This is a genomic window from Streptomyces sp. NPDC053426, assembly GCF_055585405.1.
The window spans coordinates 1-12,415 of record NZ_JBVJKE010000039.1; the positions used below are offsets into that span (position 1 = coordinate 1).

Annotated in this window: 14 protein-coding genes; 6 read left to right on the forward strand and 8 right to left on the reverse strand. The window is 73.2% G+C overall.

Annotated features, from left to right (window positions below):
- Positions 1-109 precede the first annotated feature (109 nt).
- The 4 genes from ACZ62B_RS38290 to ACZ62B_RS38305 form a co-directional block, all read right to left on the reverse strand.
- Positions 110-331 carry a hypothetical protein gene (locus ACZ62B_RS38290; RefSeq protein ID WP_344562690.1) on the reverse strand — a complete coding sequence of 74 codons (222 nt, stop codon included), beginning with the start codon at positions 329-331 and terminating at the stop codon, positions 110-112.
- Between the two features lie 187 nt (positions 332-518).
- Positions 519-1,721: a beta-1,3-glucanase family protein gene (locus tag ACZ62B_RS38295; protein WP_344562688.1), complete on the reverse strand. Its 1,203-nt coding sequence runs from the start codon at positions 1,719-1,721 to the stop codon at positions 519-521.
- Positions 1,722-2,030: 309 nt separating this feature from the next.
- A complete protein-coding gene (locus ACZ62B_RS38300) occupies positions 2,031-2,936 on the reverse strand; it encodes a Gfo/Idh/MocA family protein (protein ID WP_468885366.1) in 906 nt (301 codons plus the stop codon).
- Between the two features lie 132 nt (positions 2,937-3,068).
- Complete coding sequence (locus ACZ62B_RS38305) at positions 3,069-3,482, reverse strand: VOC family protein (protein WP_344562684.1); 414 nt, start codon at positions 3,480-3,482, stop codon at positions 3,069-3,071.
- A 218-nt stretch (positions 3,483-3,700) separates the two neighbouring features.
- Here ACZ62B_RS38305 and ACZ62B_RS38310 point away from each other — a divergent pair, with 218 nt between their 5' ends.
- The 3 genes from ACZ62B_RS38310 to ACZ62B_RS38320 all read left to right on the forward strand — a co-directional run bounded on the left by ACZ62B_RS38310 (position 3,701) and on the right by ACZ62B_RS38320 (position 7,305).
- On the forward strand, positions 3,701-4,558 hold the full coding sequence (locus tag ACZ62B_RS38310; RefSeq protein WP_468728548.1) for an aldo/keto reductase: 858 nt from the start codon (positions 3,701-3,703) through the stop codon (positions 4,556-4,558).
- 124 nt (positions 4,559-4,682) lie between these two features.
- A complete protein-coding gene (locus ACZ62B_RS38315) occupies positions 4,683-6,449 on the forward strand; it encodes an ABC transporter ATP-binding protein (RefSeq protein WP_344562680.1) in 1,767 nt (588 codons plus the stop codon).
- 598 nt (positions 6,450-7,047) lie between these two features.
- Positions 7,048-7,305, forward strand: coding sequence for a DUF5133 domain-containing protein (locus ACZ62B_RS38320; RefSeq protein WP_344562678.1), 258 nt, complete (start codon positions 7,048-7,050; stop codon positions 7,303-7,305).
- A gap of 21 nt (positions 7,306-7,326) precedes the next feature.
- Here ACZ62B_RS38320 and ACZ62B_RS38325 read toward each other — a convergent pair whose 3' ends face one another.
- Positions 7,327-8,286 carry a GlxA family transcriptional regulator gene (locus ACZ62B_RS38325; RefSeq protein ID WP_344562676.1) on the reverse strand — a complete coding sequence of 320 codons (960 nt, stop codon included), beginning with the start codon at positions 8,284-8,286 and terminating at the stop codon, positions 7,327-7,329.
- Between the two features lie 189 nt (positions 8,287-8,475).
- Here ACZ62B_RS38325 and ACZ62B_RS38330 point away from each other — a divergent pair, with 189 nt between their 5' ends.
- Both ACZ62B_RS38330 and ACZ62B_RS38335 read left to right on the forward strand, forming a co-directional pair.
- A complete protein-coding gene (locus ACZ62B_RS38330) occupies positions 8,476-8,949 on the forward strand; it encodes a hypothetical protein (protein ID WP_344562674.1) in 474 nt (157 codons plus the stop codon).
- A 151-nt stretch (positions 8,950-9,100) separates the two neighbouring features.
- Positions 9,101-9,316, forward strand: a complete 216-nt coding sequence (locus ACZ62B_RS38335; RefSeq protein WP_344562672.1) for a hypothetical protein — start codon at positions 9,101-9,103, stop codon at positions 9,314-9,316.
- Positions 9,317-9,338: 22 nt separating this feature from the next.
- Here the strand turns inward: ACZ62B_RS38335 and tgmB are convergent, their stop codons facing one another.
- The 3 genes from tgmB to ACZ62B_RS38350 form a co-directional block, all read right to left on the reverse strand.
- Positions 9,339-10,322 carry an ATP-grasp ribosomal peptide maturase gene (gene tgmB / locus ACZ62B_RS38340; RefSeq protein WP_344562670.1) on the reverse strand — a complete coding sequence of 328 codons (984 nt, stop codon included), beginning with the start codon at positions 10,320-10,322 and terminating at the stop codon, positions 9,339-9,341.
- Positions 10,323-10,338: 16 nt separating this feature from the next.
- Positions 10,339-10,530: a putative ATP-grasp-modified RiPP gene (gene tgmA, locus ACZ62B_RS38345; protein ID WP_004935783.1), complete on the reverse strand. Its 192-nt coding sequence runs from the start codon at positions 10,528-10,530 to the stop codon at positions 10,339-10,341.
- A 120-nt stretch (positions 10,531-10,650) separates the two neighbouring features.
- Complete coding sequence (locus tag ACZ62B_RS38350; protein WP_344562665.1) at positions 10,651-10,977, reverse strand: YkvA family protein; 327 nt, start codon at positions 10,975-10,977, stop codon at positions 10,651-10,653.
- Between the two features lie 255 nt (positions 10,978-11,232).
- Between ACZ62B_RS38350 and ACZ62B_RS38355 the strand changes: the two genes are divergently transcribed.
- Positions 11,233-12,291, forward strand: a complete 1,059-nt coding sequence (locus ACZ62B_RS38355; protein WP_344562664.1) for a hypothetical protein — start codon at positions 11,233-11,235, stop codon at positions 12,289-12,291.
- The last annotated feature ends 124 nt before the right edge of the window (positions 12,292-12,415 follow it).

Here is a 12,415-nt window from a genome sequence, read left to right on the forward strand (position 1 = left end):
CCAGGAAAAAAAAAACCCCCCCCCCCCCCCCCCCCCCCCCCCCCCCCCCCCCTCCCCCCCCCCCCCCCCCCCTGCCGCCGTGCCGTCCCGCGAACGGGTGCGGGCGGGCTCAGGGCAGCATCTTGTCCAGGGCGGTGGGCCCCTCCTCGTCCAGCTTCCGCCGGGCCCACTCGAGGTTGCGCGGGGTGAGGTCCTTGCCCGAGGCGAGGACGATGTCCTCCGGCGACACATCGGTGCCGGTTCGGGCGTGGAGCAGGCTGTCCGGGGTGGCGCGGTCCGCGGACCGCCGGGACGCTTCGGGCTGGGACGCGTCGGGCTGGGACGTCGACATCTTCTGGCTCCTAGGGTCCGGATCGCTGGAGCGGCCCCGGTGCTGTCATCGGGTCCTGTGCCCCACCATTCAACGCGGGAGCCCGCCGTGCATCCGGAACGCCCGCGGCACCGCGCTGAAGGGCCGCTCCTCCTGGCTGCCGGGGTACCTTCCCCGGCCCGCGGGAAACCTGCTCCGCCCGGCAGCCCTAGAAGGCCGTGAGCGTCAGCCGCAGGCCCGTGGGTGCCGTGTCCTGGATGTACGAGGCGAAGTCGGCCACGTCGTCGAAGGCGAAGCCGTACGCCCTGCCGTCCTCGGTGGCCGTGTGGACCGCCTTGGAGTAGTGGTTGGTGAGCTCGGTCCGGTAGAAGACCGAGGCGTCGGCCGTCGGCTGGTCCGGGTGGCTGAGCAGCGTCGAGCGGTTGAAGCCGGCGCCCAGCACGGCGGCGACCGGGCCGGTCGTGCCGTCGTTGGGGGCGGCGAGGGCGCCGTCGCAGAAGAGGACGTCCCGCGTGGAGGGCTTGCCGAAGGAGACCCGGGCGGGCCCGTCGAAGGTGAACCGCTCGCCGCGCACCCGGCCGGTGAAGGTGCCGGCGTTGGTGGTGACCCTGAGGTCCCGGCCGGTGTAGGTGCTCCACACCTCGTCGATGTACGGGGCGAGGTAGTCCTCGGCGAACAGACCGGCGTCCAGGCCGTGGCCGGGGGCGATGATCCGGGTGTCGTCCACGACGAGCCGGGAGAACGCCTCCACCCGCCGGACGGCGGCGAACGCCGCCGCGCGCCCGCCCTCGCGCACGGTGCCCGTCGTCTGGTCCTTGGCACCGGTGAGCCGGATGCCCATCGGCACGCTGAACATGTCGACCATGGTCGTGTTGCAGAACATGCCCGAGGAGTTGTACGTGAACTCGGCGCAGTCGTGCAGCACGCCGTGGTTGGGGTCGGAGGCGACCCAGCCGGCCGGGTACTGCAGCGCCGCGTTGCCGTTGCCGTCCGTGACGACCTTGAACTTGAGCTTCGCGCCGAGGGACACGTAGATCCGGCCGGACATGTACGGCAGGGACAGCCTGGTCTCGCCGCTGCCGGCCAGGCCGATCGCGTAGTCGGTGAAGCCGTCGGGGCCGTTGTCGGAGGCGGCGACCGGGGCGACGGTGCCCTCCGGGGTGACCCGGACCTGACGGCCGTCCACGTTGCCCACTATGTAGACGTGCACGTTCGCGTTGCCGAAGGAACCGCTGTCGTTGACGATCGTCAGCGGCAGGGCCCCGGCCGCCGTGCCGGCCTTCGGCTCGCCGGACTGGTCCGCGAGGGCGTGCGGGGCGATCGCCGCCGCCGCTGGGATGGCCACGGCGGCTCCGCCGAGGGCGAAGAGGACCTTGCGGCGGCCGAGGCCGCGCTGATGACGGGGAGTCATGTGGGGGATCTCCAGGAGTGGCTCGTGCGGATTCCTGACCGCGCCGGCCGACAGGGGGAGGAGAGCCGCGGAGAGCGCTCTCACAGCGGTACGTCGGGACCGGCGCGTGCCATCGATGCTAGGTACGGCCGTGGCCCCCGCCAACGGTCCGACTTGTCCGCAACACCGCGCTGACCTGCGGTTGTTCGAAGAAGCGGCGAAGATCCGGCGATCGCTTAACCGGGCTTTAAGGGCCGCTTAAGCCGGCCGGGCCCGATGGCCACGGAGCGCGTCGGGAGCGCTCCGCTGCGCAGCCGTCCGGTGAGGCCGTCAGCCCGCCCGGCCGTCGATTTGTGCCTCCGCCGCGGCCAGGATCTCCGTCACCCGGAGTGCGAACGCCGCGTCGCAGGGGTGGGGGGTACCGGTACCGGCCGCGGCGAGGAGGGCGTCCGCGGCGCGGGCGAGCGCCGAGGCCGCGCCGTCGGAGGCCTCCGGGAGGGAGGTGACGCCCGCCGCGCCGCGGAGCTCGACCACGGCGCCGGCCGCCGCCGGGGGAGCGGTCAGGCTCAGGGTGAGGCTGCTCGACGCGCCGCCCGCGTGGTCGAGGACGAGATGGACGGTGTCGCCGGGACCGTACGCCGCCGCCGTCACCCGCCGCGGTTCGCCGAGCACCGGAAGCAGGACGGACAGGGCGTGCGGGCCGACGTCCCACAGGGCGCCCTTCTCCCGCCGCCACGGAGAGGCGGCGAAGGGGTTGCCGTCGCGGGGACCGCCGTCGGAGGTGAACACCGCCCCGAGCCACTGCGCACGCCCGGTGAACCAGCCGCCCGTGCGCGCCTGTTCGGTGATCCACGCCTGAGGCCCGGGCTGGAAGCGGGTGGTGAAGAAGACCACGGACGCGACCCCGGCCTCCTCGGCCGCCCCGACCACCGCGCGCCCCTGCGCGACGGTCGGCGCGAGCGGCTTGTCGAGCAGCAGATGGCACCCGGCCCGCGCCGCGCGCACCGCCAGCTCCGCCTGCACCGCGGGCGGCAGCGCGACGGCGACGGCGTCCACGTCGGCGAAGAGCGCGTCGACGTCGTCGTACGCCCGGGTGCCGTGCAGACCCGCCAGCTCCTCGGCGGCGTCGGGCCGGCGGCCCCACACCCCGACGAGGTCGAGGTCCGGGTGCCCGCTCAGCGCGGGGGCGTGGGCCGCCCGCGCCCAGGGTCCGGTGCCGAGCAGTCCGATCCGCATGCCGCCGCCTCTCCGGGTACGGCGACCGCCGCCCGACCGGTGTCCCGGCGCGCTCCGCCGGCGCGCTCCGGTCAGTACGGTGATCCCCGCCGGAGCGTCATGTCAACGGCCGCTCGCCGGGAGACGCGCGGCTCAGTCCGCGGGCTGGTTGATGTTGACCATCCAGGGGATGCCGAAGCGGTCCGTGCACATCCCGAACACGTCCCCCCACATCTGCTTCTCCAGCGGTACGGCGACCGAGCCGCCACCGGACAACTTCTCCCAGTAGCCGCGCAGTTCCGGCTCGTCCTCGCCGCTGACGCTCACGGCGAAGTTGTTCCCCGGGACGTACGTCATGCCCGGCGGCATGTCGGCGCCCATGAGGGTGAAGCCGGCCGCGCTCGTCAGCATGCCGTGCATGATCTTGTCGGCGTTGTCGGTTCCGGGCCGGCCGAAGTCGCCGTACGTGTTGAGCCGCAGCAGGCCGCCGAAGACCTCCTTGTAGAACTCCAGCGCCTGCCGTGCGTTCCCGTCGAAGCTGAGATACGGATTGAGGAGCGAGGCCATGATTACCTCCCGGAATGTCCGCAAAGGGCCGGCTGCGCGCAGCGTATCGCCGGGCACCGGCGCCCGCGCGGCGGCGGTGCCGCGGGCAGGGCCCCGATTCAGCGCCCCGTCTGCTGAATGCGTTCGCTTTCCTCTATTGGATTTCGGGCCGTGCGGGGACCAGGCTGGTACGCGCTTTCCGAAACCGTGAGACGACAGCCGGAAGAGGTCACGCGCACATGCACACCCGCCGTATCGGTGATGTCGAGGTCGGCGCCGTCGGACTGGGCGCCATGCCCATGTCGATCGAGGGGCGCCCGGACGAGACCCGCTCCCTGGCCACCCTGCACGCCGCGCTGGACGCCGGTGTCACCCTGATCGACACCGCGGACTCCTACCACCTGCACGCCGGCGAGGTCGGCCACAACGAGACCCTGATCGCCAAGGCCCTCGCCTCCCACGACCGGGGCGGCGACGTCCTGGTCGCCACCAAGGGCGGTCATCTGCGCCCCGGCGACGGCAGCTGGACCCAGGACGGAAGCCCCGGGCACCTGAAGCGGGCGTGCGAGGCGTCCCTGCGCCGGCTCGGCGTGGAGGCCATCGGGCTCTACCAGTTCCACCGGCCCGACCCCCGCGTCCCGTACGCCGAGTCCGTGGGCGCGCTGCGCGAGCTGCTGGACGAGGGGAAGATCCGCACGGCCGGCATCTCCAACGCCGACCCGGAGCAGATCCGGCAGGCCCACGAGATCCTCGGCGGCCGGCTGGTCTCCGTACAGAACAAGTTCTCCCCGGCCTTCCGCTCCAGTGAGCCGGAGCTGCGCCTGTGCGACGAGCTCGGCATCGCGTTCCTGCCCTACAGCCCCTTCGGCGGCATCGCCCGGGCCGGTGAACTCGCCTCGGCCCACGCCCCGTTCGCGCGGATCGCCCGGGCGCACGGGGTGAGCGCGTACCAGGTGTGCCTGGCGTGGATGCTCGCCAGGTCGCCGGTCGTCGTGCCCATTCCGGGCGCGAGCCGGCCGGAGTCGGTCCGCGACTCGGCGGGCGCCGCCGGCCTCGTCCTGACGGCCGAGGACCTCGCGGAGCTGGACGCCGGCTGAGCGCACCCCGCCCGTCTCAGGCGCTGGACGCCGGGGGCGGGCACCCCATGTGCCTGGTGTACTCCTGGCACGCAAGTGGAGAAAGCGCTTGCTGTACAAGGCTCACAGTGGAGGACCCCCACCCATGGCGTCGCTGGAAAGACCGCTCGACCACCGCTACCGCGGCGAGCACCCGATCCGCACCCTCGCCTATCTGTTCCGCGCCGACCGCGGCCGGCTCGCCGCCGCCGTCGGCGTCTTCACGGTCAAGCACAGCCCGATCTGGCTGCTGCCGCTGATCACCGCGTCCATCATCGACACCGTCGTGCAGCACCAGCCGATATCCCGGCTGTGGACCAGCACCGGCGTCATCATGTTCATCCTGCTCGTCAACTACCCGCTGCACGTGCTGTACGTCCGGCTGCTGTACGGCAGCGTCCGCCGCATGGGCACCGCCCTGCGCTCCGCGCTGTGCACCCGCATGCAGCAGCTCTCCATCGGCTACCACTCCCGCGTCAGCGCCGGCGTGCTCCAGGCCAAGGTCGTCCGGGACGTGGAGACCGTCGAGCAGATGGTGCAGCAGACCGCGGAGAACGGGCTCGGCGCGCTCACCGTCCTCACCGGCGGGCTCGTCATCATCGCGATCCGCACCCCCGAGTTCCTCCCCGTCTTCCTGATCGTCGTGCCCGCCGCCGCCCTGCTCGTCGCCAGGCTGAGGGCCCGGCTGCGCACGCACAACGAGCACTTCCGCCACGAGGTGGAGACGCTGTCCTCCCGGGTCACGGAGATGACCCGGCTCATCCCCGTCACCCGCGCCCACGGCCTGGAGGGCAAGGCGCTGCGCCGGATGGACGGCACCCTGAACCGGCTGCTCACCTCCGGGATGCGCCTGGACCTGGTCAACGGCCGGTTCGGCTCGCTGGCCTGGGTCGTCCTCAACGTCATCGGTGTGATGGTGCTGGCCGGCGCGGCGCTCATCTCGTACTACGACGTCTGGGGCGTCACCGCCGGCGACGTCGTGATGCTCAGCGCCTTCCTGACCACGCTCACCAACTCCACCACCACGCTCGCGGGACTGGCCCCGGTCATCACCAAGGGGCTGGAGTCCGTCCGCTCGGTCGGCGAGGTCCTCCAGGCCCCCGAACTGGAGGACAACGAGGGCAAGAAGGAGGTCGACGGAGTGCGCGGCGCGATCACCTTCGAGGGCGTCGGCCACGCGTACGAGACCGACGGGCGCCCCGCCGTGCGCGACTTCACCCTCGACGTCGCCCCGGGCGAGACCATCGCGCTCGTCGGCGCCTCCGGGGCGGGCAAGTCCACCGTGCTCAACCTGGTCATCGGCTTCATCCGCCCGACCTTTGGCCGGCTGCTGCTCGACGGCACCGACATGAACGGCCTCGACCTGCGCACCTACCGGCGCTTCCTGTCCGTGGTGCCCCAGGAGTCGATCCTCTTCGACGGCACCGTCCGGGAGAACGTCGCCTACGGCATGGACGACGCGGACGAGGAGACGGTACGGGCCGCGCTGCGCGACGCCAACGCGCTGGAGTTCGTCGACCGGCTGCCCCAGGGCCTCGACACCCTCGTCGGGGAGCGCGGCGCCCGGCTGTCCGGCGGGCAGCGCCAGCGGCTCGCCATCGCCCGCGCGCTGATCCGGGACCCCAAGGTGCTGGTCCTGGACGAGGCGACCTCGGCGCTCGACACCCGCTCGGAGGCGCTGGTGCAGGAGGCCCTCGCCCGGCTGCTGCGCGGACGCACCACGTTCGTCGTGGCACACCGCCTCTCCACCGTGCGCGGCGCCGACCGGATCGTGGTGATGGCGGACGGCCGCATCCAGGAGATCGGCACCCACGAGGACCTGCTGCGCCGGGGAGGGGCGTACACGGCGCTGCACAGCGGCCAGGCGGCCTGACCGCCTCGGCCCCACCGACGGCCGACGGCCTCTGCCACGCCCGGACTCGTCCGGGGCCGAAAGGGGGTCCGGGGCGCGGCCCTGGGGGCGGGCGCCCCGCCGTGTCCGTGGCCGTCCGGGCGGCGAGGGTCAGGTCCGTCCAGGGTCGGAAGGGGGCCCGGGGCACAGCCCTCGAGGGCGGGCGTTCCGCCGTGTCCGAGCCCGTTCGGCGGCGAGGGCACAAGGCCCGGTCAGGGCCGGAAGGGGGCCGGGGCGCCGCTCCGGGGACGGGTGGCCGTGTGCGAGCCCGTCCGGGTGGTGAGGGCAGGGCCCAGTCAGGGGTGAAAGGGGGTCCGGGGGGCACCGTCGGGGACGGGTGCTCCGCTGGGGCCGAGCCCGTCCGGGTGGTGAGGGCGAGATTCGGTCAGGGCCGGAAGGGGGCCGGGGCGCAGCCCCGGGGACGGGAGGGGAAGGGGCGGCGGGGGCGGAACATCCTCGGCTCCGTGCCGTCGCGGTCAAGATGCGAGTGGTTTCGGTCAATTGTGGCCACATGGACACATGGGATGAGTGCTTCCGCCTGGTTCGGGCATACGCAGCGAAAACCAGAGAGGGGCACTTCGTGCTCGTACCGGACCCGAAGGTCGTCAGACGGCTGCTGACGCGGTACGCGACGCTGCGGATAGCCCAGGCGGAACGGTATTCGCCGGCGGCGGCGCGCGAGCTGGAGGAGGTCGGCTCCGCGCTCTGCGCGATGACGGGGGCGTCCCGCGTCCACGACGCCATCGCGCTGGCGGACGACCTGCTCGACCGGGCGCGGCCCGGGACCGGCCGGAGCCCGGAGGCGGACGGGGAGAGCGGCCTGCCCCTGGCCGTCTGAGCCACCGGGCCGCTCACCCGCTCACCCGCTCACCCGCCGCCCGTTGAACGTCGAGCGATACGCGTACGGCGTCGTGCCCACGACCTTGCGGAACCGCTCGCGGAACGCCGTGGGCGAACCGAACCCGGCCTGCTGGGCGATCCGTTCGACCGTGTGGTCGCTGTTCTCCAGCAGATACTGCGCGCGCCGCACCCGCGCCCGCAGCAGCCACTGCAACGGCGTGGTGCCCGTCTGCTCGCGGAACCGGCGGCTGAAGGTGCGCTCGCTCATGCCGGCGCGCGCCGCCATCGCCCCGAGGGTGACCTCGTGCGCCAGGTTGTCCTCGACCCAGTCCAGCAGCGGCTCCAGATCCGACCCGCGGGGCACGGGCGGGTGCTCGTGCACGATGAACTGGGCCTGTCCGCCCTCCCGCTCCAGCGGCATCACCGACATCCGGGCGGCGTTCGCGGCCACGGCCGAGCCCAGGTCCCGGCGGATCATGTGCAGACACATGTCCAGCGCGGCGGCGGCGCCGGCCGAGGTGAGGATCTGCCCGTTGTCGACGTAGAGCACGTCCGGCTGCACGTCGACGTCCGGGAAGGCGCGGGCCAGCTGTCCGGCGGCCACCCAGTGCGTGGTGGCGCGCAGCCCGTCCAGCAGCCCGGCCTCCGCCAGCACGAACGCGCCCACGCACACCGAGGCGATCCGGGTGCCCGCCCCGGCCGCCTCGCGCAGCGCCGCGAGCACGGCCGGCGAGGGCGGGGGCGCGCCCTCGGCACGGCCCGGGACGATGATCGTGTCGGCGTCCGCCAGCGCCTGGAGCCCACGGTCGACGCGCAGGGCGAAACCGCCGTCCGCGAGCACCTCCGGCCGCTCGGCGCACAGCCGGACCCGGTAGGGGTGCCGGCCGTCGGGCAGCCGCGTCCAGTCGAAGACCTGCATGGGCGCCGCCATGTCGAACGGCACCACCCCATCGAGAACCAGAATCGCCACGGAGTGCATGGCCGCCACGATAGGCGGATTCCCGCCACCCGCCGGAACCGGGGCGACGGGGAGGCGACGGGGCACGAGCCGAGGTGGGCGGTGTTGGCGGGAACCCGTCGGAACCTGTCGTTTCAGCCCCTGGGTGATCACTCGGCGGGCTCCTAACGTGAGCCCGGCACCGCCGTTCACACCATGGAAAGAGTCCCGGTGACCAAGCTCCTGCTGTCCCTCCACGTCCTGGCCGCCATCATCGCCGTCGGCCCCGTCACCGTCGCGGCCAGCATGTTCCCGCCGGCCGCGCGCCGCGCCGTCCCGGCGGAGGGCGACGGGCCCGCCGCGACGGCCGTGACCACCGTCACGCTGCTCCACCGCATCTGCGGGGTCTACGCCCGCATGGGGATCGCGGTGCCCGTCCTCGGCCTCGCCACCGCCCTGGCGATGGGCGTCCTGGACGACGGCTGGCTCGTCACCTCGATCGGCCTCACCGCGGCCGCCGCCGGGGTCCTGCTCGCCTTCGTGCTGCCCCGGCAGGACGAAATCGTCGAACGGCTGGGCGAGGGACGGCCCGTCGGCCGGCAGGACACGGTGCGACTCGCCATGTTCACCGGGGTGTTCAACCTGCTGTGGGCGACCGTCACCGTCCTGATGATCGTCCGCCCCGGCTCCACGACGGGTGCCTGACCGTCCGGAACGACTGAATCGTGACGTATTTCCGCAATCACCTTTCCGTGGTCCGTCGTACCGGGGAATTCCCCCTTGGGGATGGTCGGCCGCCTAGACTCTGCACTCGCGTCCCGCATCGGGGCCGACGAGCAGAAAGGCGCGTTGACGGGTGTTCCAGGATTCCCCCATCTACGACCGACTCATCGCGGAGTGCGGCGATGTGCCCGCACAGGTACGCCGTGAGGCCGAACGCGTGAGCAGGGAGCTGGAGCTGGTCATGCGGCCCCTGCAGTCCCCCGGTTACGCCCCCGGCCTCGACCGGCCGCAGTCCCCGGGCAACGGCTGGCAGCGCACCGCCCTGCTGCCGGGACCGCGGCCGCACTGAACCCCGCGCGGTGACGGGCCCCTCACCGCACCGTGCTGCCCGCCTCGTCGAGCTCGACGGGTTCGTCGGGAAGGGGACGGGACAGCCACTCGGCGATGGTCCGGGCGATCGGCTGCCCCGTCTCCACCTCCACGAACCCGAACTGCCCCGACTGGTTGCACTCCAGGAACCACCAGGTCCCGTCGGCGTCCTCGGCGAAGTCGAAGGCGCCGTACGCCAGTTCGGACCGGCGCAGATACGCGCGTACGGCGTCGGCGGTGCGCGCCGGGACCTCGACCGGCTCCCAGGGCGGCCCGGGAGCGGCGAAACGCACGTCCACCTCCTCCGGGTCCGCGTCCGGCCGCGTCGCCTTGCGGGCCGCCAGCAACCGCTCGCCCACCGCGGTGAGCCGGATGTCGGCCCGTTTGGCGATCCGCCGCTGCAGCAGCGTCGGCCCGAACGCGACCGCGGAGAAGTCCGTGTCCGGCGCCACCCTGCTGGTCGGCACCGCCCGCGGCGGGTCCTGCGGATGCGCCCCCGACACCGGCTTGACCACCAGGTCGGGGAAGCGCTCCGCGAACTCCCGCGCGGCGCGCGGGAACGTGGTGATCACCGTGGCCGGCACGGGCAGGCCGCAGCGCTGGGCCAGTCGTAGCTGCCACGGCTTGTGGCGGGCCTGCCGGGCCGCGTCCGGATGGTTCATCCAGCGCGCGTCACAGCCGCGCAGCATGCCGTAGAGCGCCTGTGAGGCCTCCTCGGTCAGCCACGCGGACGGCTGCGGCGCGCGCCCGGCCGGCGTGCCGGGCCGGCGCACCCACACGGACCGCAGCCCGCCGATGCTCACCAGCCTCCCGCCGGCGGACAGATGACCGCGGAAGCGGCCGTGGACGTACTCGCCGGACAGTGAGACGCCGTCCGTCAGATCGGCGGGATCGAGGCGCACCACCGGCACACCGGAGCCGTTCAGATGGACGACCACCATGTCGGCGGTCACATCCTCCTCACTGGTGAGGATCAGCACGGTCATCGTCTACGGTCCGCGTTCAGTCGTCGAAGTGGGTCTTGGAGCCCGCGGTGGACGTCGTCGTCCCCACCTCGCGCAACAGCGCGTGATCGCAGGCCGCGATCCGCCCGTCGCCGAGTACGTTCAACTGCAGTCCGGAGTCATACGCGTACGGAGTGGCAACGGCCAACTCCACTGCCGGACGTGCGTAGTTGAGCGCGAACGGTTGCATCGTCTCTCCCTCGTCGGTGCTGCGCCGAGCAGGCAACGGCCCGCTGTGCGCCGTCGCTTGGTCCGCCGACTTCTTTTGGCTTCCAGAGACTTATACGAATCGAACGGGTGGTTGGTTTCCTCACGGAGCGTAATCATCGGCGGGGTGTCGACGACCCCGCCGGAGGGGCGCTCCGGGAGCCCGGACGCCGGAGGAACCCCTCATGGTGCGCAGGGCCAGCAGGAGAACGCCCATGTCGTCCAGATAGACCGGATCGGGCAGCAGATCGGCGGGCAGCACGAGGTAGAGGACGGCGCCCCAGAACACCCAGCGGGGCCCCGTGGGCAGACCCGCGTGACGCAACTCACGCCGCGTGCGCACCAGTCGGACCAGGACGGCGACGGCGCCGGCCAGCACCACGGCCGCGAGGACCGCGGCGACGACGAGCACCACGGTGGTCTTCTCCAACGGACCGCCCTCCTCCTGTGACCCGTGATCCGTGGCCCGTGCCGCGGTCTCGCCGCGACACGGCCCGCACTGAGCGGATTCCCGCTCGCGACGCCGGTACGACGGCCGGGACCGGCCATGCGCGCACGCGTCCGATGCCCCGCGAGATCCGTGCGAAACGCCGGATCGTCGCAGGTCATCCCGGTGGCTCAACCAAGTGGCAGTGAGGGGTGGGGGCGCCTAGAAATGGTCATCAGCCTTCCCATGGAGACGATCATGACCACATTCTCCTCGTCACCTCCCTCGAACGAACCGGTCATACCCACCGAGGCGGCCACGGCCCCGCCCTCCGCCACCACGGCCACGGCGACCGGCACCCACCGGCAGGACCGGGCCCCCACCCGCCCGCTCGGGGTCATGACGAAAGCCCCGGCCGGCCTCGTGGACCCCGGCACGGCCGGGAAGCCGTACGGCGATCCGGTCGGCGACCTGGTGCGCACCGCCGTCTCGGACCGGTCCCTGGAGGATGTCGCCGCCCTCGTCACCGCGCTGGAGCGCTCGCCCGAACACACGCGGGCCGTGGTCGAGGCACTGCGCGCCGCCGGGATCGACCGGTCGGTGGAGGACGTCACCCGCCTCGTGGCCCTGCTGACCCGGCCGCCGCGCGACGCGGGCAGCGCGGACGAGACGATCCGCGCGGCGGCGGCCCACCGCTCCGTCGAGGACGTCACCCTCCTCGTGGCGCTGCTGCACAGCGAGCCGCTGGCGCCCCACTGCCGCGAGGAGGCGCTGCGGGCGGCGGCGACCGGCCGCTCCGTCGACGAACTGGTCGAACTGATCGACCGCCTGGCCGCCCAGCGGCCGGTGACGCTCGAGCCCCACCCCGGGGACGAGACCGTCCGCCGCACGCCCGAGCCGGCCGCCAGGTCCGTGATCTGGTCGACCCGGCTCGCCGCCGTGGCCCTCGCCGTCTGCGCGGTGACCCACTTCCCGCTGCGGCACGACGGTGTCCCCCTCTCCCTGCACGCCTTCGCCGTCGGCCTGTCGGTGTTCTGCACGGCGCTGGCGCTGATCCTGGTGGTGCGCCCCGGTGCGACGGCCCTGGCGGGAGCGGTGGTGGTCCCGGCGCTCCTGGCCACGGCCCACGCCTACGGCGACTCCCTCCCGTCCGCCGCCCTGCCCCGCTCCGTGGACCTGGCCCTCGCACCCCCATGGCTGACCACCCCGACCGCGGCCGCAGCCGCCCTACTGGCCCTGGCGTCCCTGGTCGTACACATGAGGTCATTCCTCCCCACCACCCGCCGCCCCCTGAAGCCCCGCAGCACGACCGAGTAACGCCCCGCCCCCCCGCGACCGCGGGCAGTCGTGCCGCAGGGCGGCACGGGTGGGCGCGACGGCACCCCGTCAGCGCCGGGCAGCGCGCCCCCGCCCAGCCACAACGCCGGGCACCCCGCAAACG